The sequence below is a fragment of the Paraburkholderia lebeckiae genome (assembly GCF_050436225.1).
GTDB lineage: Bacteria > Pseudomonadota > Gammaproteobacteria > Burkholderiales > Burkholderiaceae > Paraburkholderia > Paraburkholderia tuberum.
The window spans coordinates 2,846,807-2,867,312 of sequence record NZ_JBNDLU010000002.1 but is presented as its reverse complement, the minus strand read 5'-3'; the positions used below and the strand labels follow the sequence as shown (position 1 = coordinate 2,867,312).

The following is a 20,506-nucleotide window of genomic DNA, read 5'->3' as shown; positions in this document are numbered from 1 at the left end:
CGCCACGCGCATTTTTAGCGAAAGCCACCATGTCCGACACCGCCGTCACGCCCAGTACCGACACTTTTGATCAATTCGGCCTCGCGCCCGACATCCTGAAAGCCGTCAAGGAATCGGGCTATACGTCGCCCACGCCGATCCAGGCTCAGGCGATCCCGGTCGTGCTGGCGGGCCGTGACGTGATGGGCGCCGCGCAGACCGGCACCGGCAAGACCGCGAGCTTCTCGCTGCCGATCATCCAGCGTCTGCTGCCGCAGGCCAGTACGAGCGCGTCGCCGGCGCGCCATCCGGTCCGCGCGCTGATCCTCACGCCGACCCGCGAACTCGCCGATCAGGTCGCCGCGAACGTGCAGGCCTACGCGAAGCACACGGCGCTGCGCAGCGCGGTCGTGTTCGGTGGCGTCGACATGAATCCGCAGTCGGACCAGTTGCGCCGCGGCGTCGAAATCCTGATCGCGACGCCGGGCCGTCTGCTCGATCACGTGCAGCAGAAAACCGCGAACCTGGGCCAGGTGCAGATGCTCGTGCTTGACGAAGCCGACCGCATGCTCGATATGGGCTTCCTGCCCGACCTGCAGCGCATCCTGAACCTGCTGCCGAAAGAACGCCAGACGCTGCTCTTTTCCGCGACGTTCTCGGGCGAAATCAAGAAGCTCGCCGCGACGTATCTGCGCAACCCGCAGACCATCGAAGTGGCGCGCAGCAACTCGACCGCGACCAATGTCACGCAGATCGTCTATGAAGTCGCCGAGGGCGACAAGACCGGCGCGGTCGTGCAGCTGATCCGCGAGCGTGGCCTGAAGCAGGTGCTCGTGTTCTGCAACAGCAAGATCGGCGCGAGCCGGCTCGCGCGCAGTCTCGAACGCGACGGCGTGGTCGCGACCGCGATTCACGGCGACCGCTCGCAGAGCGAGCGCATGCAGGCGCTCGACGCGTTCAAGCGCGGCGAAGTCGAGGCGCTCGTCGCGACGGATGTCGCCGCGCGCGGTCTCGACATCGTCGAACTGCCGACCGTGATCAACTTCGACCTGCCGTTCAACGCCGAAGACTACGTGCACCGGATCGGCCGCACGGGCCGCGCGGGCGCATCGGGCGACGCGCTGTCGCTGTGCAGCCCGAACGAGCGCAAGCAACTGGCCGACATCGAGAAGCTGATCAAGCGTCCGCTCGACTTGCAGCGCCTGACCGTCGAGGCGCCGGTGCGCCATCATCACGAGGACCGTCCGCCGCGCCGCGAGCGCAGCGAATCGCGCGACGAGCGCAGCCGCCGTCGCACGGGCGGGGCGTCGGGTTCGTATGACCGTCCGCATCATCATCGCGCGCAACCGGTCGACGATTTCTTCCTGAAGCCGTACGAGCCGTCGCCGGCATCGGTGCGCAAGATCGAGGAGACGGCCGCGTCGAACTCCGGGCCGCAAAAGACGGCGCCGAAGCGGCAACTGGCAGCGTTGCTCGGTGGCTTCGGAATGCCGAGGAAGACGCCTTCCTCGTCGTAAGACGGGCTGTCGGGTTCAGAGCTCGGGGTGCAACGCCTCGAGCGTAAAAATGGTGGGGCCGCGCGGTTCGAAGTCTCGGAAAACGCAGCAGGCTTCACGCGTGCGCATCATCGGGATGCGCGAATGTTCATCCGTTTTGCCCAGGCCGCGGTCGCGGCGCTGTAGAACTGCTCCAGCGTCGTGGGCGGCTCGCTTCCCAACTTCAGTCCCAGATGCCGTGCCGCCGCGCCTAGTGCTTCGAGCGGCTTGTCGCTATCGAGCGCGGTCGCGCCGTTCTGCTTGCTCAGTTTCTCGCCGTGCTCGTTCGTGACGACCGGCACATGCAGATACTCGGGCGTTGCCACACCCAGACAACGCTGCAGATAAATCTGCCGCGCCGTCGAATCCATCAGATCCGCGCCGCGCACGATGTGCGTGATGCCCGCGTCCGCATCGTCCACCACCACCGCCAGCTGATATGCCCACTGATCGTCCGCGCGGCGCAGCACGAAATCGCCGACCTCGGTCGCGAGATTTTGCGTCTGCGGACCCTGCCAGCGGTCGTCGAACGTGATCACGGCGGGCTCGCCGTCGGGCACGCGCAGGCGCCACGCGCGCGCCGGCTTGCCATGCAGACCGGTGCGGCAGGTGCCGGGGTAGGCAAGTGTGGTGTTGCGCGCGTGCGCGTGCAGCAGCGAATCGGCGATTTCCTTGCGCGTGCAGCCGCACGGATAGACGAGACCGGTCGATTTCAACTGCTCCAGCGCGTGCTGATAGCGCGCCATGCGCTGGCTTTGCCAGACCGGCGTTTCGTCCGCGCGCATGCCGAAGCGTTCGAGGGTCGCGAGGATGTCTTCGGCGGCACCCGGCACCGTGCGCGGCCCGTCGATATCTTCGACCCGCACGAGCCACGCGCCGCGCTGCGCGCGCGCGTCGAGCCAGCTCGCGAGCGCGCTGACCAGCGAGCCGAAATGCAGCGGGCCGGTCGGCGACGGCGCGAAGCGTCCGCGATAGGTCATGGTTTGGGGACGACAGGCGAGGCGCCCGCGTCGCGGGGCACCCCGGCTGTCATTACGCGGCGCACGCGGCCTTGCTGTCCGGATGGCACGCCGGACAGGTCTTGCCCGCGACGTACATCGGCGATTGCTGTTGCTCGGGCGTGACCACCGCACGGCAGCCGAAGCATTGCGCGGTCGCGCTCGGTTCGAGTTGCGGATTCAGCGCGGTGCGGTAGTCGAACACGAAGCAGTCGCCGTGATAATGCGCGCCGCCCACTTCCTCGAAGTATTTGAGGATGCCGCCTTCGAGCTGGTACACGTTCTCGATGCCGACCTCCTTCATATGGATCGCGGCCTTCTCGCAGCGGATGCCGCCCGTGCAGAACGACACCACCGTCTTGCCTTCGAGATCGGCACGGTTGCTCTCGATTACCCCGGGGAATTCGCTGAACTTCGTGATCCGATAGTCGAGCGCGTTCTCGAACGTGCCGACGTCGACTTCGAACGCGTTGCGCGTGTCGAGCATCACGACCGGACGGCCTTCGTCGTCGTGACCGCGGTCGAGCCAGCTCTTCAGCGTCGGCGCGTCGACGAACGGTGCGCGGCCGAGCTCGGGGCGGATCGCCGGCTTTTTCATCGTGATGATTTCGCGCTTGAGCTTGACCAGCATGCGCGTGAAGGGCTGCTTGTCCGACAGGCTTTCCTTGAACTGCAGATTCGCGAACTTGCCTTCGAACAGCGCGTCGTGGCGGATGTAGTCGATGAATGCGTCGGTGTTCTCGCGCGCGCCGGCGATGAACAGGTTGATGCCTTCGGGCGCGAGCAGGATGGTGCCGCGCAGGCCGAGCGCATTGCAGCGTTCGGTGACGAACGAGCGCCAGGCGGCGGTGTCTTCGATGGTCGCGAATTGATACGCGGCGAGATTGACGATACTCATGTGTGTTCTGCGGTAAAGATGGCCGGCGTGGCGAGGGGCGGCGGGATGTGCCGCCGCTGTTGCGCCCCGTATGAGACCCGGGGTTTGACGCGCGGGTTCGCGCGCGTTTGCCGCGCGTTTGCCGGTTAAATGGCCACGTCGAGAGAGGCGAAACCTCTATTATCCCTCAACCCGACATTTTCCCCGACCTGGCCGAATGGCTAACGAGTTGCGCCAGCGCAAACAGCGCTCGCTCCGACCTCGTCCTGGCCGGATCGCCAACGCGCCGTTTTGACCTGAAAACCGCGGAAGGGTGGGGTTACAATGTCGCCCATGTCAGATCCCCGCTTCGTTCATCTCCGCGTTCACTCCGAATTCTCGATTGCCGACGGCATCGTGCGTCTCGACGACATCGTCGCGGCGGCGGCCAAAGACGGTCAGGGCGCGCTCGCGCTTACCGACCTCGGCAACGCGTTCGGCCTCGTCCGTTTCTACCAGGAAGCGCGTGGCAAAGGGATCAAACCCATTGCCGGCTGCGACGTCTGGATCACCAATCCCGACGACCGCGACAAGCCTTCCCGTCTGCTGCTGCTGGTCAAGGACCGCCGCGGTTACCTGAACCTCTGCGAATTGCTCAGCAAGGCCTCGCTGACGAACCAGTATCGCGGCCGCGCGGAAATCGAAGCCGGCTGGCTCGAATCCGGTCTGGGCGAAGGGCTGCTCGCGCTGTCGGGCGCGCAGCAGGGCGACATCGGCCTCGCGCTGGCGGCCGGCAACGAAGAGGCGGCCAAGCGCCACGCGCAGCATTGGGCGAAGGTGTTCCCAGGCGGCTTCTATATCGAGCTGCAGCGCTACGGCCAGCCTGGCGGCGAGCAGTACGTGCAGCAGGCGGTCGCGCTCGCGGCATCGCTGAAACTGCCGGTCGTCGCGACGCACCCGATGCAGTTCATGACGCCGGACGACTTCACAGCGCACGAAGCGCGCGTGTGTATTTCCGAAGGCGACATTCTCGCGAATCCGCGTCGTCAGAAGCGCTTCACGGCCGAGCAGTATTTCCGCACGCAACAGGAAATGGCCACGCTGTTCGCGGACATTCCTTCGGCGCTGGCGAACACGGTGCAGATCGCCAGGCGCTGCAATCTGACGCTCGAACTCGGCAAGCCGAAGCTGCCGCTCTTTCCGACGCCCGACGGCATGTCGCTCGACGACTACCTGGTGCAGCTGTCGAAAGAGGGCCTGGAAAAGCGGCTCGAACAGTTGTATCCGGACGAGGCCGAGCGCGACGCGCAACGCCCGACGTACTACCAGCGCCTCGAATTCGAGTGCGGCACGATCATCAAGATGGGTTTTCCGGGCTACTTCCTGATCGTCGCGGACTTCATCAACTGGGCCAAGAACAACGGCGTGCCGGTCGGGCCGGGCCGGGGTTCGGGCGCGGGTTCGCTGGTCGCCTATGCGCTCGGCGTGACCGATCTCGATCCGCTGCGCTACAACCTGCTGTTCGAGCGTTTCCTGAATCCGGAGCGGGTGTCGATGCCCGACTTCGATATCGACTTCTGCCAGCACGGCCGCGATCGCGTGATCCAGTACGTGAAGGAGAAATACGGGGCGAACGCGGTGTCGCAGATCGCGACGTTCGGCACGATGGCGGCGAAGGCGGCGGTGCGCGACATCGGCCGCGTGCTCGATCTCGGCTACATGTTCACGGACGGCATCGCGAAGTTGATTCCGTTCAAGCCGGGCAAGCACGTGACGATCGCCGACGCGATGAAGGAAGAGCCGCTGTTGCAGGAGCGCTTCGACAACGAAGACGAAGTGCATCAGCTGCTCGAACTCGCGCAGCGCGTCGAAGGCTTGACGCGTAACGTCGGCATGCACGCGGGCGGCGTGCTGATCGCGCCGGGCAAGCTGACCGATTTCTGCCCCTTGTACACGCAGGGCGACGAAAGCGGCGTCGTCAGCCAGTACGACAAGGACGACGTCGAAGCGGTCGGCCTCGTGAAGTTCGACTTTCTGGGCCTGACCACGCTGACCATTCTGGATTGGGCCGAGCGCTACATTCGCCGCCTCGATCCGTCGAAGCAGGACTGGTCGCTCGCCCAGGTGCCGCTCGACGACCCGGCGTCGTTCTCGATCCTGAAGAAAGCGAATACGGTCGCCGTGTTCCAGCTGGAAAGCCGCGGCATGCAGGGCATGCTGAAGGACGCGCAGCCCGACCGCTTCGAGGACATCATCGCGCTCGTCGCGCTGTACCGCCCGGGTCCGATGGACCTGATCCCGAGCTTCTGTGCGCGTAAGCATGGCCGCGAGGTGGTGGAATATCCGGACCCGCGCGTCGAACCTGTTCTGAAAGAGACCTACGGCATCATGGTCTACCAGGAGCAGGTGATGCAGATGGCGCAGATCATCGGCGGCTACTCGCTGGGCGGCGCCGACCTGCTGCGTCGCGCGATGGGTAAGAAAAAGCCCGAGGAAATGGCCAAGCACCGCGAAATTTTCGCGGAAGGCGCGGCCACCAACGGCCTCACGCGCGAGAAGTCCGACGAAATCTTCGACCTGATGGAGAAGTTCGCGGGCTACGGCTTCAACAAGTCGCACGCGGCCGCCTACGCGCTGCTTGCGTACTACACCGCGTGGCTGAAGGCGCACCATCCGGCCGAATTCATGGCGGCCAACATGTCGCTCGCGATGGACGACACGGACAAGGTCAAGATCCTGTTCGAAGACTGCCTCGCGAACAAGATGGCCGTGCTGCCGCCGGACGTGAACCTGTCCGCGTATCGCTTCGAGCCGGTCGCCGAAGCCGACGGCAAGCGCTCGCGCACGATCCGCTACGGTCTCGGCGCGATCAAGGGCAGCGGCCAGAACGCGATCGAAGAAATCCTGCGCGCGCGCGAGGAAGGCCGCTTCATCGACATCTTCGATTTCTGCAACCGCGTCGATCGGCGCATCGTCAATCGTCGCACGATCGAGGCGCTGATTCGCGCCGGCGCGTTCGACACGCTGCATCCGAACCGCGCGCAGCTGATCGCGTCGGTGTCGCTCGCGATGGAAGCGGCCGAGCAGGCGGCGGCGAATGCGCTGCAGGCCGGCCTGTTCGACATGGGCGACGCGCCGTCGCAAGGCCACGAACTCGTCGACGAACCGGAGTGGCCGGAAAAGCGCAAGCTGCAGGAAGAGAAGGCCGCGCTCGGTTTCTACCTGTCCGGCCATCTGTTCGATGCATACAAGGACGAAGTGCGTCGCTTCGTGCGCCAGAAGATCGGCGAACTGAAGGAAGGGCGCGACAAGCTGGTCGCGGGTGTGATCGTGTCGCTGCGCACGCAGATGACCCAGCGCGGCAAGATGCTGATCGCGCTGCTCGACGACGGCACCGGCCAGTGCGAAGTGACGGTGTTCAACGAGGTCTTCGAAGAGCACAAGCAGTTGTTCAAGGAAGACGAGCTGCTGGTCGTGCAGGGCCAGGCGCGCAACGACGCGTTCACGGGCGGCATCCGCTTCACGGTCGAAACGGTGATGGATCTCGGCCGCGCGCGCTGCCGTTACGCGGACTCGCTGAAGGTGCAGATGAACGGCAACGCGGACGCGCAGGCATTGCGCCGAGTGCTCGAAGCGCACACCGCCGGCAAGGACGAGCCGTCCGCCACAGCCACGCCGGCGGCCGCGCCGCGCGGCAATGGCGGTGGGCGTGGCGGCTTCGGCGGCGACGGCGGCCGTCAGCGTCAAGCTGTGCAGATTCCGAACGGGCTCGCGGTGCAGGTTGTTTATCGCAGCGAGCATGCGCAAGGCGAAATGCGTCTGGGCGACGCGTGGCGCGTGAAGCCGACCGATGAACTGCTCGCCGCGCTGCGCGGCGAGTTTGCGGGAAGCTCGATCGAAATCGTGTATTGAGCGAGGTCCGCGGTGTGGATGGGCCGGTGCCGCGTGTATCGGCTGGCCTTAGCGCCCGCTCGTTTTTTCCAGGCGCGCCAGCTTCAGAAACCGGTAGTACACCGTCTCCGCATTGAACAGCGCGATCATCAGCCCGGCGCGGCCATCCAGAAAACCGCGCCGCAGCAGATAAGTCCGCACGAACGCCCACAGGCCGCGCCCGAGCGCGAGGCGAATGCCGCCTTTCTGCCCGGCCTCGTAACGCTGCCGCGCGCCGGCCGTCGAATACGCGTCGAGCTTGCGCAGCACGCCCTCGTAGTCCTCGTACGAGTAGTGCATCAGCTTGCCGGTCAGGCGTTGCGCGGGCGTGTCGAACACGAGGCGCTCGTGCACGAGGTCGTCGGAGAAGCGCGCAGTGCCGCGTTTGAAGAGGCGCGGAATCCAGTCCGGATACCAGCCGCTGTGATGGACCCAGTGACCGCAGAAACTCGACAGACGATCCACCGCATAGACGTCGGCGGCGGGCGCGGCGAGCGTCGCGCGAATCGATGCGGCAAGTTCCGGCGTGACGATTTCGTCGGCGTCGAGCGACAGGATCCAGCTTGTCGTCAGGACATCGACCGCGCGGTTCTTTTGCGGGCCGAAGCCCGGCCAGTCCGTCTGTTCGATGACACGAGCGCCGTGCGCGCGAGCGATGTCGGCGGTGCCGTCGGTGCTACCACCGTCGATCACGACGATCTGGTCGGCAAAAGCCACGGCCTGCAGGCATTCGGCCAGCCGCGCCGCGGCGTTCCGGGTGATGATGGCAACGCCAAGAGTGGTTTCTTGCATACCTGAGTTGCGTGGAGGACGAAGTGACGGAGCGGGTCGCGACCCGGCAATCGAGCAGCGAGTATACACATCTCATCCGGCCCCACACCACGGCGCCGATCCGCCAGGTGTTGCGCGCATGCCGTCGCGCGTCGAGCGCCGGCCGTCATCTGCAACCGATTACAATGCTCTTTTTTGATATTTCACGCGGCCGCCCAATTATGCGCCGCGTGCTCGCTGTTCCGCATTTCCAGAGGATTCCTTGAGCGCAAAGCCAACGTTAAGCAAACCCATGGGTTCAGGCGATGCGTCGTCGCCGGCCGTCGTCCTGCGGCGCCTGTGGCCTTTCATCAAGCCGCTGCTGTGGGTCGTGGTCGGCGCGATCATCGCGATGGCGGTGAGCGCCGGCACCGACGCCGCCATTCCCGCGCTGCTCAAGCCGCTGCTCGACAAGGGCTTCGGCTCGCACGCAGTCGACAAGACCAAGTGGCTCGTGCCGGTCGCGGTGATCGGCCTCGCGCTGATTCGCGGCGTGTCGCAGTACGCGTCCGGCTATCTGCTCGCGTACGTGTCGAACAAGATCCTGCTCGAGCTGCGTTTGAAGATGTTCGACCGCATGATCCACACGAGCGTGGCGTTCTTCCAGCGCGAAACCGCAAGCACGGTGATCAACGCGATCGTCTTCGAGGTCAACCAGATCCTGAACGTGCTGCTGAGCGTGATGGTCACGCTCGTGCGCGACTCGCTGACGGTAGTCTTCCTGCTCGGCTATCTGTTCTATCTGAACTGGCGCCTGACGTTGATCGTCGCGGTGCTGCTGCCGGGCATCGGCTGGCTGGTCGGCAAGATCAACCGCCGGCTGCGGCGACTGAACCGCGAGCATCAGCTGCTCACCAACGAGCTGTCGTACATCGTCGAAGAAACGGTGGGCGGCTACAAGGTCGTCAAGGTGCACAACGGCGAGCAGTACGAGACGGACCGCTTCACCGAAATGAGCCGGCGCCTGCGCGGCTACGCGATGCGCATGACGGTCTCCGGTGGCCTCGCGCAGCCGTTGACTCAGTTCCTCGCGTCGATCGCGCTCGCGGTCGTGATCACGATCGCGGTGGTGCAGTCGTCGTCGGATCAGACGACGGTCGGCGGCTTCGTCGCGTTCGTCACGTCGATGCTCCTGATCATCTCGCCGCTCAAGCATCTGATGGACGTGAACCAGCCGTTGCAGCGCGGCATGACCGCGGCCGAGCTGATCTTCGGCCTGATCGACGAGCCCGCCGAGCCAAAAGGCGGCGGCAAGCCGCTCGCTCGCGCGCGCGGCGAGGTGGAGTTCCGCGACGCGTCGTTCACCTACGGCACGAACTCCACGCAAAACCGTCACACGCTCGACAAGGTGTCGTTCAAGGTGGCGCCTGGCGAGATGGTCGCGCTCGCGGGTCCGTCGGGCAGCGGCAAGACCACGCTCGTGAACCTCTTGCCGCGCTTCTTCGATCCGACCGGCGGCGCGATTCTGGTCGACGGCGTCGCGCTGCCCGAGTACGACCTGCACGCGCTGCGCAGCCAGATCGCGATGGTGAGCCAGGACGTCGTGCTGTTCAACGACACCATCGCGCACAACGTTGCGTACGGTCAGGAGGTCGATGCGGAGAAGGTCAAGGCGGCGTTGCGCGCGGCGAACCTGTGGGACACCGTGCAGGCAATGCCGCAGGGCATCGAGACGCTCGTCGGCGACAACGGCATGATGCTCTCGGGCGGGCAACGCCAGCGTCTCGCGATCGCGCGCGCGATCTACAAGGACGCGCCGATCCTGATTCTCGACGAAGCGACGTCGGCGCTCGATTCCGAGTCCGAGCGCCACGTGCAGGCGGCGCTCGAAACGCTGATGAAAGGCCGCACCACGCTCGTGATCGCGCACCGGCTGTCGACGATCGAGCGCGCCGACCGCATCCTGGTGATGGAAGCGGGGCGGATCGTCGAGCGCGGCAGCCATCGCGAGCTGCTCGAGCACGACGGCTTGTACGCGCATCTGCATCGCATCCAGTTCCAGCAAAGCCCGGTTTGATCCGGCACATTGCGAACGGCGGGCGCGCGCGCTGTGCCGCGGCCCCCGCCGCTGATTCGCCTATCCAGCCCATTTTCTGCGCCGGTGTTGTGTTTAAGTTTCAATTTATTGCGTTTTTTTGGCGCTAATCGCATGCTGGCGGGCAATCACGGCCCGCCTCGCGGAAATCGACTGCCCATGTCTCACGAAGATCCGAGCAAGCCGCTCGTCTCCATCGCGCTCGCAACATACAACGGCCGCACTTATCTGCCCGAGCTGCTGGCTTCGCTCGAAGCGCAGAGCTGGCCCTATCTCGAAGTCGTGGTATCCGACGACGCCTCCAGCGACGGCACCCGCGAACTGCTCGCGTCCTATACGGGACGCGTGCCGGTGCGGCTCGTCGGCGATGGTACGCGGGCCGGCATCGTCGGCAATTTCGAGCGCGCGCTCGCCGGCTGCCGCGGCGACTACCTCGCGCTCGCCGACCAGGACGACGTCTGGGCGCCCGAGAAAGTCACCGATCTGATGCGCGAGCTGCGCCGCGTGGAAAGCGCGGGGGGCGGCGCCGCGACGCCGGCGCTCGCGTTCTGCGACATCGAGCTCGTCGACTCGACGCTGTGCTGTTTGTCGCGCTCGCTGTTCGATATCACCGCGAAGTCGCGCTGCGCGACGCGACTGCGCGATTTTCTGCTGAGCAACCATGTGCCCGGCTGCGCGATGCTCGTCAATCGCGCGACGCTCGAACGCGCGCTGCCGTTCCCGCCCGGCATCGTGATGCACGATTGGTGGCTCGCGATGGTGGTCGCGTCGTTCGGCGAGATTCGCCACGTCGCGGCGCCGCATCTGAAGTATCGGCAGCATGACGGCAACGCGGTAGGCGCGAGCGCGACCAACGAGCGCGGCGCGGCGCGCGACGAATGCGGCGCCGGGGCGGCACGACGGCGCGGCGCGAGTCGGCGGCGGCAGATCGAAGCCATCGCGGATCAGGTGCGGGTGTTCGTGCGACGCTTCGGCGCCGAGCTGCCCGTCGATGCGCGTCACGACATGTATGCCTTTTCGCGCGGTGTCGCGAGCTGGCGGGGCGCATTCGAGTTCGTGATGATCAGCCACACCGGCGAGACCTTCGTGCGCTCGGTGAAGATGCTGCGGCGCTTGCGCGCGAGCGTGCTGAGCTTCGGCGTCGAGGTGCGAAGGCCGAGTCTCGCGCGGCGCTTGCGGCAGCGGCGGGGTGCGTCGCGCGGACTTTCGTGACCCATGTGGCGTCGCCAGGCACCGCGAGACCCTATCGTCGTCTTCAGGCCTTTCTGCCCCGCACGACCCGCTTGATCCACATGCCCGGCGCGTAGACCATCGGGCAACTCGCATACAGGAACATCCGAATCCGCAGCCCGAGCTTCACGCCGGCGCTGCGCGTCGCGAGCCCGAGGCGTTCGCCGAGGCTGCCCGCTTCGAACATCGCGTGGATGAACTGCTCGCGCGCGAGCTTCGGCGCCATCGCCGCGCGCATGCGTTCGCCCACACCGGCGATCTGAGCGTCGCGCTGCAGTTGCGCGAGCTCCGCGAGTCCGTAGCGATTGTTTTGCCGCATCCGCGCGATCAGTTCGTCGACCGACTGGAAGCGGCGCTTGCGCGAAAGTCCGCCGCGCCGATAGCGCACCAGCGGCTCGCGCAGACTGATCGCGCCGCCCGACAGGATCGCGCGCAGCACCATGATCTGATCCTCGGCCGCGGCGCCCGGCAGCATCGGCCCGAAGCGCTCGATCAGGCGTCGCGACCACGTATGCGCGGCGCCGATCAGCCACGGACGTTCGACGAGCCAGTCGTCGAAGCTGCGATAGCGATCGAGCTCGGTCGGGCTCACGCGCTCGTGCACGTGACCCGCTTCGTCCATGTCGGCGAGGTCGGTGGCGATCAGGTCGGGGCGGCGCCCGTGCGCGAGCCAGCAATCGACGACGCGCTCGCAGCGCTCGGGCGCCGACATGTCGTCGCCGGCGGCGACGAACAGCAGTTCGCCGTGCGCGAGCTGCGCGAGTTGCGACAGGTGCGCGCTGATGCCCTGGTTCACGGCATTGCGCCGTGCGATCACGCGATGCGGGCCCGCGTAGCCGGCGAGCGCCGCTTCGATCGCGGGGTAGGTGGCGTCGCTGGACGCGTCGTCGGAGACGATGATTTCGAGCGACTCGTAGGTTTGCGCGAGCGCGCTGCGCACGGCGTCGCCGATCTGCTCTGCCTGGTTGTAGGCGATCAGCAGCATCGAGACGAGCGGGCGGGCGGTGTCGGCGGTTGCGGCGGACGGCGGGCTATCGGTCATGGAGTCGGGACGAAGGCGATTGGCCTAGATTCTAACCGCTGACGGCCGCGCCGCGCGACGCACGCCGCAAACCCGGGCACCCCGAGCCGAAGCCGGCGAAAGCCATCCTTTACAATTGCCGCTGCCCCGAAACTCCGCACCCACGGCCTCGCCCGCGCGTGCGCCTCACCGAGACCGATCCTTGTCAGAGCCAACCCGCGACGCAGCCCTCGACCCGAACCGCCGTCCCCTCACCGACATCGCGCTGACCGCTCAGGCGCTGAAGAACAGCGGTGGCGCCGAGCGCTACACGCGCGACGTGATCGCCGGCCTGCATCGCATGGGTTTGCGCCCGACGCTGTTCGCGCGCGAGATCGACCGCGCGCTGCCCGAGGCCGCGTGGATCGATGCGCAGCCGCTCGACGTGCGCTGGGCGCCGCGCAAGCTGCGCAACCTCGCGTTCGACTGGCGTCTGAAGCAGCGCTTGAAGCGGCATCGTCCGGCGTGCGTGTTCTCGATCAATCACTCGACGCATGCCGACGTCGCGTTGTGCGGTGGCACGCATCCGGGTTCGCTCGAAGCCGCGGGCCGCGCGCCGCGCCGCAGCGACGAATGGCAGATCGAGCTCGAGCGGCGCGTCTACACGCGGGCGTGCTCGATCGTCGCGCATTCGCAATTGATGAGCCGCGAGTTGCAGCGTTTTTATGACGTGCCGGCCGCGCGCATCGACGTGCTCTATCCGCCCGTCGATACCGAACGCTTCCGGCCGCTCGACGCCGCCGCGCGCGCGGCGGTGCGCCGCCAGCTCGGCGTGCCCGACGATCGCGTGATGTTCGTGTTCTCGTCGACGAGTCACGAGCGCAAGGGCTATCCGCTGCTCGAAGCGTTTTTCTCGCGCACCACGCTGCCGGTCTGCCTCGTGGTCGCGGGACGCCCGGTGCCGAAAACCGGCGACACAATTCGTTACGCGGGTTACAGCAAGGAGATCGAGAAACTGTTCGCGGCCGCCGATTTCACGGTCGTCGCGTCGGCGTACGAGCCGTTCGGGCTCGTCGGCGTGGAGTCGGTGATGTGCGGCACGCCGCTCGTGATCGCCGATAACGTCGGCTCGGCGGAGACGGTGACCGGCGCAGCGAAGATCGAGTTCTCGCGGCAGACCGCGGGCAGTTTCGAGAGCGCGATCGAGCAGGCGGTCGGGCGCGTGAAGAGCGGCGCCGCGCGCATCGCGACGCCGCGCGACAGCTTCGTGTACGACCCGAGCGTCGACGCGCACGTCGCGGCGCTTTACGAGGTATTCACGCGAGGATGAGGGTGGCGCTCCGCGCTCGGGTCGCCGCTTGTCCTCAAGTCAAAATGAATCGCGCGGCTACGTCTCGCGCATGACCGCGGCTGGCGCCGGCGTGGTCCGCGCTTCGCTTCGCAACTCGCGCTTGCGTGCATCGATCACCGCCAGCAGCGTCGCCACCAGCAGCGCGAGCAGTACCGTCACCATGATCGGCACCAGCACGTCGATCGTGAGCCCGAAGATCACCGTGCTCGTCGCGACCGCGAGACCCGAATACGACGCGGCGCGAATCGTCGGATCGGTCGCGTGCCGGTGTCGCCAGAAGTACACCGTCATGCCGTAGTAGAACAGCAGCAGACAGATCACGCCGACCGCGCCCATCTCGGCGAGTGTCGAAAAGAAGTCGCTATGCGCGCGTTCGTTGACGATCTCGGCCTTCACTTCGCCGCGCTTCGCCATCACGCCGAGCTCGTCGACCAGATGGCCCTTGCCGATGCCCCACACCGGATGCCGCTCGAAGATCATCCGTGACGCGTTCCACAGTTGCAGGCGCAGACCGGTGGCCGTGAAGTCCTCGCCCTTATGCATCATCGAGACATCGTTCGGCACTTCGGCGAAGCGCTTCTGAACCCGTTCGGTCGACAGCAGCCCGCCCGCACCGATCACGATGACGAGCGTCGCGATCAGCAGGCGCTTCTTCTGGGTGAACCAGCGGTACTGCATGCCGAGCAGCACGACGAATACCGGCACCGCGACCCAGCCGCCGCGCGTGCCAGACAGAAACGACGCATAGCCGCCCGACACCAGCGCGAGCACGCGCGGCACGAGCACGCGCCAGTCGCGCGGATTGTCCCAGCCGAGCGTGAACACCGACAGGAACGCGAGCAGCAGCGCGGTATCGCCGAACGGAATCGCGTTCGTGTATGAGTTGTTCAGGCGGTTCGCGTCGGTCCAGCCGCCGGGCGGCTGATCGATGAACGCCCATGCGCCGACCGCGAGCGCGCCGGCCGCGCAGCCCCAGCCGATCATGCGCAGGTTGCGCGACGGCAATTGGCGCAGCAGCAGGAACACCAGCAGCGCGAGCATGAAGCGCGCGACCGAGTCGAATTCGCGTGGCAGCCAGTAGCCGAGCACCAACTGCTGCGCGCCGATCCCGACGACGAACGCAAGCATGCCGATCGTGAACCAGCGGTAGGTCCGCAACGCGGAGAAATATCCCGGCATGCGCCGGTTGACGATGGCCGCGCCGAGCGCGAGCGCGACGAGCGCGAAAAAGCAGTAGCCGGTGCCGCCGCGCCACACCAGATTGACCGCGGGCGCGAGAAACAGCAGAGCCGACGTGAGCCAGATCAGACTGGAAGCAAAAATCATAGATCTACGTGTTATCGATGAAACACTACCGTTCCGGTGGTGAAAAATGCAGGGGGCGCCGGACCATTTGAGTTTTTCAAGACGGTGGAGCGACCCGGATTATAACCATGCGCTTCCTTGCGAAATGCTTGCTGCCGCACGCGGTGAGGTTGCGCTGGCCCGCGGGACGCAGCGGGGCGGCGGCGGGCGGCGTCTGTCGTGCGAGCGGGAGGGGGCGGTACAATCGCGCGACATTCATGGCCGGCGCGCGGCGCATGCCGCGCCACGCGCCCAGCTCAACGGACCGACTCGATGTTCTCAATCATCATCCCGACCTGGAACAACCTGCCTTATCTGCGCCTCGTGATCAAAAGCCTGCGCCGTCATTCGACGCATCCGCACCAGCTCATCGTGCACGTGAACGACGGTTCGGACGGCACGCTCGCGTGGGTGCGCGACGAGGGCATCGAGCACACGGCGTCGCCCGGCAATATCGGCATCTGCCACGCGGTCAATCTCGCGGCGGCGCGCGCGACGCAGGACTACATCGTCTACATGAACGACGACATGTACTGCTGCCCCGGCTGGGACGACGCGCTCGTCAAGCGTCTCGCGCAGATGCCGGCCGACAACCTGTTCATGTTGTCGGGCACGATGATCGAGCCGGTCGAGTCGGGCAATCCGTGCGTGGTCGTGCGCGACTTCGGCCGCGATGCGCAGGCGTTTCACGCCGACGAGCTGGTCGCCGCCGCGCCCGGTCTCGTGCGCGCCGACTGGCGCGGTGCGACGTGGCCGCCGACGCTCGTGCATCGGGACTGGTGGTTCAAGGTGGGCGGCTACAGCAGCGAACTGAGCCCCGGCATGAGCAGCGACAACGATTTCTCGATGAAGCTGTGGGACGCGGGCTGCCGCGTGTTCGTCGGCGTCGGCGACAGTCTCGTCTACCACTTCCAGCAGAAGAGCACCGGCAAGATCGTGAAGAACGACGGGCGTCGCCAGTTCCTCAACAAGTGGGGGATGACTCAGGCGACCTTCGACCGCTATTACCTGCGCCGCGGCACCGCCATCGACGGCGCGCTCGCGGTCAGCGAGCCCGAGCGCACCGGCCGGCTGTGCCGTGCGCTGCTTAAGTCGCGCATCAAGCGCGCGCTGGGCTGACGGGCGGCGAGCCGAAAACGGGTGCTTGACGCGCTGCGTGTGTCAAACGCCGCCCGTCACGAGCGGCAGCACCGTCAGATCCGGATGCGTGCCGTCGATGATGCTACGTCCCACGTGCACCGCTTCGTAGAGCGCGTCGTCGAGGCTCGCGAAGCTCTCCTCGCCGTCCGCGTGAAACGGCACCGCATGGCCGGGAAGCTGGGGGTTGGCGCCCGGATGGCACACATAGCCTAGATACGTGTAGCGGCTGTTTTGCGCGGCCGCATTGGCAGCATGCGCCGGGTCGGGCGGGTCCTTCTCGACCGGTGAGACGTGTATCTCGAAGCCCTCGTATTGCACTGTCTGCCAGCTTGCGGTTTGGTCGGCCATGACCGCCTCCGTCTGGGTCTGTCCTGTCCAAAAGTCTAGGTGATTTGGAGCCAAAACGCGCGGCCGGCCGGCTACCGCCAAACCATGACGGCTTCGACTATGGAGGCGCTCTTGGGAAGTAAGTTGATGAAGCGCATTCGGCTGACATCGGCGAGATTTGATAATCGGCCTGCAGTTGGAAGGATTTACGGTTTATTTTTGAAAATAGGCGGTCTGCGGGATTGCGTCCGCCAGAACGCCCCGGCTGGTTCTCGTCGGATAAAATGCTGCGCTTTGGCTAAATCCGACTTCGCTCATGTGGTTCAAAAACCTTCAGCTGCACCGTCTGCCCGCGCCGTGGTCCGTTAACCCTGAACAGATGCAGAAGTGGCTCGCGCCGTACGCGTTCGCGCCCGGCCAGAGCATCGAGATGCAGGCCCAAGGCTGGGCGCCGCCGCGCGACGGCGACTCGCTCGTCTACGCAATGAACGGTCAGATGCTGCTGACGTTCCGTGCCGAGAAGAAGCTGCTGCCCGCGTCGGTGGTCACCCAGATCACGCGCGAGCGCGCGGCCGAACTCGAGGAGCAGCAGGGCTTCAAGCCGGGCCGCAAGCAGATGCGTGACCTGAAGGAGCAGGTCACCGACGAGCTGCGGCCGCGCGCGTTCAGCATCCGCCGCGATACGCGCGTGTGGATCGATTGCACGAATGGCTGGCTCGTGATCGACGCGGCGTCGCAGGCGATCGCCGACGATGTGCGCGGTCTGCTCGTCAAGTCGATCGACCGGTTGCCGCTGATGACGGTGCGCGTCGCGCAGTCGCCGGTCGCGGCGATGACCGGCTGGCTGCTCGACGGCGACGCGCCGGCGGGTTTCACGCTCGATCAGGACACCGAGCTGCGTTCGCCCACCGAGGGCAACGCGACGGTGCGCTATGTCGGGCATACGCTGGACGCCGAAGACATGCGCCGCCACATCGAGGCGGGCAAGCAATGCATGCGGCTTGCGATGACGTGGAACGATCGCGTGTCGTTCGTGCTGACGCCGTCGCTGACGATCAAGCGCGTCGCGGCGCTCGACGTGCTCAAGGAAGCGAGCGACCCGACCGCGCAGAACGACGACGAGCGCTTCGATTCCGACGTCGCGCTGATGACGGCCGAGCTCGACCGCATGCTGCGCGATCTGCTCGATGCGCTGGGCGGCGAGCAGGGCGAGCAAGGGTTCGCGTTGCCGCAGGCCGTCGCGGCCTGAGCGTCAGATTCTCGCGCTGTCGAGCGCTTCGACGAGGGTCCAGTAAGGCGTGATCGAGCGCAAGCGGATCGGGTGGGTCCGCTGCAGCAGCGCGAGCGTCGCGTCGGTATCGGTGAGCTGATAGATGCCCGACACACGCAGATCGGCGACGTCGTCGGCATAGCGCAATACGCCGGCGTGATAGCGCGCGAGTTCGTCGACGAGATCCGCGATACGCATGTCGTTCGCGTAGAGCAGGCCACGCGTCCACATCGCCTCGCGCGGGTCGAGCGCTTGCGGCGCCGCGACGCAGAAGCGTGTCAGCGTGCACCGTTGGCCTTGCGTCAGCAACAGCGCCGCGCCTGATGCTGGCCTCACCAACGCGTCGCCGCGAAACGCGGCCACGCGTGTGAAACCATCCCGTTGCCTCACGCTGAACTGCGCGCCGCGCGCTTCGACGACGCCTTCGGCCGTCTGCACGAGCAAAGGCGCATGAGTCGTTCGGGCGCCCGGTGCGCCGCCAACATCGCTCACGGGCCGCACCATGATTTCCCCTCCGAGCAGATCGACGCGCCGAACGTTCGTCTCGAACGCGGCGTTGATCGCGCTCGCGCTGCCCAGCGTGATCTGAGTGCCGTCTGCCAGAAGCACGTCGTCCAGTTGGCCAGTCGCGGTGCGGAATTCGGCGGTCCACATCTGCCACGGCAAGCGGCTCGCGAGCCAGCCCGCGGGCGCGGCGACCGCAAGCCCCAAGAGCGTTTTCAGCGCGCGCCGCCGTCCCTGCGACACGCCGGCAGCTTCCGCGTCTTCGCGTAGCGCGGGGCCGACGTCCGCGGGCACGGCGCCGATTTCGCGCCGCAATTGCTGCGCTCGCCGAAGCATTTGGTTAAAGATGCGGTACTCCGAACGCATTTGACAAGTGTGATTTAAATTGAATTTAACAAATCAAGATCTGACAATTTCTATCTGTTAATAATGATTTGCGGCGCATATTCGGATCGAGTTCACATCGAATTGACTCAAACCTTATTCTGAGCGGAAGCGTGGGCCCCGGCTGCGTCGGAGCATGCAGACCCATTGTCATCGATACAAAAAATTTAGGCTATGTGTGGATTGTTTCTTTTCGTGAATTCTTAACCAGAAATGCGACTAATTGCGCCGCAATAAACGCGGCCTTTTTGTCACGAATTACAGCATGCCGGGTTTAGCTGACGGGCGTGTAAATCTGATGAAACTCTTCGCATGCGCGCGGCACTGACGACGGTCTGCGCGCAGCCGGCCACTCATGAACCCCAGCAAAACTCCGTGCGCTGCCGCACCTTCGATGCAGACGAAAAAACGACAGCCGTATCAAAGGCTTGCGGATTTTTCCGGGAAGTTATGCACAGATTTGCCAACAAAAACTGTGGGTAACTTCGAGCGTGTCGTCGCGCGTCGAAGCGCCGTTAGTCTTCGAGCGCCCACGCGCGCTTGCGGCGCAGCAGCGCCGAGCCGATCGATACCGCCGCGCCGATGCCGCCCATCGTCAGCGACAGCGCGACGATCAGTGGGCCGGTTTGGGTGCGCGCCGAGAACACGCCGACGAGCAGGCCGGCGAGCGGCTGCGTCAGGTTGTTCAGCAGAATCGCGACGCCGATGGTCTTGCCGTAGTCCTCGGGCGGAATGATCTGCAAACGCGCGCTGCGGATGTAGACGTTGAACATCTTGTCGAAGCCGACGATCAGCAGGAAGCCGAGCGCATAGCCCCACGGCGACGCGCTCGCGCCTGCGATCACGCCGCCCGCGCAGATCGTCACGAACGCGACGAGACCGAGCACGCGCGCCGGCCATCCGGCGCGCGCAACCGTCAGCAGCACCAGCACCGTGGCGATCGCTCCGGCCGTTTGCAGACCGGCGTAGTAGCGGCTCGATTGCGCATGCGAACCCGTCACCATCGCCGCCGACGTCGCAAGCGTGACACCGATGACGAGGTTCTCCGCGGCCGCGAGCATGATGACCTTCTTCAGGCCCGGCAGCGTCCACACGTGATCGAGCGCGATGCGCAGCGGCGTGGTCCAGTGAGCGGTGGGCGCGAGCGATTGAGCGGACAGAGGCGAAGGCGCGCGAAAACCGCTCAGTCGCTGCCAGACGAACAGCGCGGCGTCGGCGCACAGAAACAGCACGCCGGTCGCTCCGACCACCCATTCCCAATGCCACACACCGAGCAGCAACGCGGCGAGCATCGGCCCAAGCACGAAGCCGAGCTGATCGGCCAGTTGCGAATACGCGAGGACCTTCTGGATCTGCTGCGTGCTGAAGATCTGCGGCAGCATCACCTCGCGCGCAACGAGCCCTTGGCTCGTCAGCACGCCGCACGCGGCCGACAGCGCGATCAGCCAGCCGATGCCGCCGAACAGCGCATACGCGGCGATACCGCCGAAGCATGCGAGCGCACGCACCGCCTGGCTCAGCCGCATCAGCCGCAGCGGTGGAAAGCGGTCGCAGAGCGCGCCGAAGAACGGGAACACGAGGTAGCGCGGCAGCGTTTCGATGAAAAACGCGAGCCCCGACCACGAGACCTGGCGCGTCGTTTGAAACACCACGAGCGGCACCAGGAAGAGCAGGATCTGATCGGCGAGACGCGCGATGAACAGCGAGCAGAAGAAGGCCTGATGGTTGACGCGCACCGTGGTTGTCTCGCCGTGTTGGGGTCGAGACCGATCCTATCAAAAGATCGCGCGGGCGAGGCGGGGCGCCCGCTGGC

The 20,506-nt window shown here is 65.8% G+C and carries 15 protein-coding genes; 7 read left to right on the top strand and 8 right to left on the bottom strand.

The genetic code is table 11. The features are described from left to right. The first annotated feature begins 29 nt into the window (after positions 1 to 29). Entirely contained in the window at positions 30 to 1,496 is a 1,467-nt protein-coding gene (locus OKW45_RS27845) for a DEAD/DEAH box helicase (protein ID WP_429472321.1), read from the top strand. A gap of 107 nt (positions 1,497 to 1,603) precedes the next feature. On the opposite strand, the gene gluQRS is transcribed toward OKW45_RS27845, so the two are convergent. Then, positions 1,604 to 2,494, bottom strand: coding sequence for a tRNA glutamyl-Q(34) synthetase GluQRS (gene gluQRS / locus OKW45_RS27840; RefSeq protein ID WP_018419906.1), 891 nt, complete (start codon positions 2,492 to 2,494; stop codon positions 1,604 to 1,606). 52 nt (positions 2,495 to 2,546) lie between these two features. Then, positions 2,547 to 3,410 carry a sulfurtransferase gene (locus tag OKW45_RS27835; protein WP_429472319.1) on the bottom strand — a complete coding sequence of 288 codons (864 nt, stop codon included), beginning with the start codon at positions 3,408 to 3,410 and terminating at the stop codon, positions 2,547 to 2,549. A gap of 303 nt (positions 3,411 to 3,713) precedes the next feature. On the opposite strand from OKW45_RS27835, the gene dnaE reads away from it, so the two are divergent. Continuing rightward, positions 3,714 to 7,280 (top strand): DNA polymerase III subunit alpha, encoded by a 3,567-nt coding sequence (dnaE, locus tag OKW45_RS27830; RefSeq protein WP_026225685.1) that lies wholly within the window; start codon positions 3,714 to 3,716, stop codon positions 7,278 to 7,280. A 48-nt stretch (positions 7,281 to 7,328) separates the two neighbouring features. Here the strand turns inward: dnaE and OKW45_RS27825 are convergent, their stop codons facing one another. Next, the gene (locus OKW45_RS27825) at positions 7,329 to 8,090 is read right to left on the bottom strand and encodes a glycosyltransferase family 2 protein (protein ID WP_429472317.1); all 762 of its coding nucleotides are present in this window, start codon (positions 8,088 to 8,090) and stop codon (positions 7,329 to 7,331) included. Between the two features lie 241 nt (positions 8,091 to 8,331). On the opposite strand from OKW45_RS27825, the gene msbA reads away from it, so the two are divergent. Both msbA and OKW45_RS27815 read left to right on the top strand, forming a co-directional pair. Further along, entirely contained in the window at positions 8,332 to 10,125 is a 1,794-nt protein-coding gene (msbA, locus tag OKW45_RS27820; RefSeq protein WP_026225686.1) for a lipid A export permease/ATP-binding protein MsbA, read from the top strand. A 177-nt stretch (positions 10,126 to 10,302) separates the two neighbouring features. Further along, on the top strand, positions 10,303 to 11,355 hold the full coding sequence (locus tag OKW45_RS27815) for a glycosyltransferase family 2 protein (protein WP_429472315.1): 1,053 nt from the start codon (positions 10,303 to 10,305) through the stop codon (positions 11,353 to 11,355). Positions 11,356 to 11,398: 43 nt separating this feature from the next. Here OKW45_RS27815 and OKW45_RS27810 read toward each other — a convergent pair whose 3' ends face one another. Next, positions 11,399 to 12,415 carry a glycosyltransferase family 2 protein gene (locus tag OKW45_RS27810; protein WP_429472313.1) on the bottom strand — a complete coding sequence of 339 codons (1,017 nt, stop codon included), beginning with the start codon at positions 12,413 to 12,415 and terminating at the stop codon, positions 11,399 to 11,401. Positions 12,416 to 12,596: 181 nt separating this feature from the next. Between OKW45_RS27810 and OKW45_RS27805 the strand changes: the two genes are divergently transcribed. Beyond that, on the top strand, positions 12,597 to 13,703 hold the full coding sequence (locus OKW45_RS27805; RefSeq protein WP_429472311.1) for a glycosyltransferase family 4 protein: 1,107 nt from the start codon (positions 12,597 to 12,599) through the stop codon (positions 13,701 to 13,703). A gap of 57 nt (positions 13,704 to 13,760) precedes the next feature. Here the strand turns inward: OKW45_RS27805 and OKW45_RS27800 are convergent, their stop codons facing one another. Further along, complete coding sequence (locus tag OKW45_RS27800; RefSeq protein WP_429472309.1) at positions 13,761 to 15,050, bottom strand: O-antigen ligase family protein; 1,290 nt, start codon at positions 15,048 to 15,050, stop codon at positions 13,761 to 13,763. A 291-nt stretch (positions 15,051 to 15,341) separates the two neighbouring features. Between OKW45_RS27800 and OKW45_RS27795 the strand changes: the two genes are divergently transcribed. Next, positions 15,342 to 16,187 (top strand): glycosyltransferase family 2 protein, encoded by an 846-nt coding sequence (locus tag OKW45_RS27795; RefSeq protein ID WP_429472307.1) that lies wholly within the window; start codon positions 15,342 to 15,344, stop codon positions 16,185 to 16,187. A 42-nt stretch (positions 16,188 to 16,229) separates the two neighbouring features. On the opposite strand, the gene OKW45_RS27790 is transcribed toward OKW45_RS27795, so the two are convergent. Next, positions 16,230 to 16,556 carry a hypothetical protein gene (locus tag OKW45_RS27790; protein ID WP_018419916.1) on the bottom strand — a complete coding sequence of 109 codons (327 nt, stop codon included), beginning with the start codon at positions 16,554 to 16,556 and terminating at the stop codon, positions 16,230 to 16,232. Between the two features lie 295 nt (positions 16,557 to 16,851). On the opposite strand from OKW45_RS27790, the gene OKW45_RS27785 reads away from it, so the two are divergent. Beyond that, on the top strand, positions 16,852 to 17,784 hold the full coding sequence (locus tag OKW45_RS27785) for a recombination-associated protein RdgC (RefSeq protein ID WP_429472305.1): 933 nt from the start codon (positions 16,852 to 16,854) through the stop codon (positions 17,782 to 17,784). Between the two features lie 3 nt (positions 17,785 to 17,787). Here the strand turns inward: OKW45_RS27785 and OKW45_RS27780 are convergent, their stop codons facing one another. Beyond that, entirely contained in the window at positions 17,788 to 18,645 is an 858-nt protein-coding gene (locus OKW45_RS27780) for a FecR family protein (protein ID WP_429472303.1), read from the bottom strand. 563 nt (positions 18,646 to 19,208) lie between these two features. Beyond that, positions 19,209 to 20,429 carry an MFS transporter gene (locus tag OKW45_RS27775; RefSeq protein WP_429472301.1) on the bottom strand — a complete coding sequence of 407 codons (1,221 nt, stop codon included), beginning with the start codon at positions 20,427 to 20,429 and terminating at the stop codon, positions 19,209 to 19,211. Positions 20,430 to 20,506 lie beyond the last annotated feature (77 nt).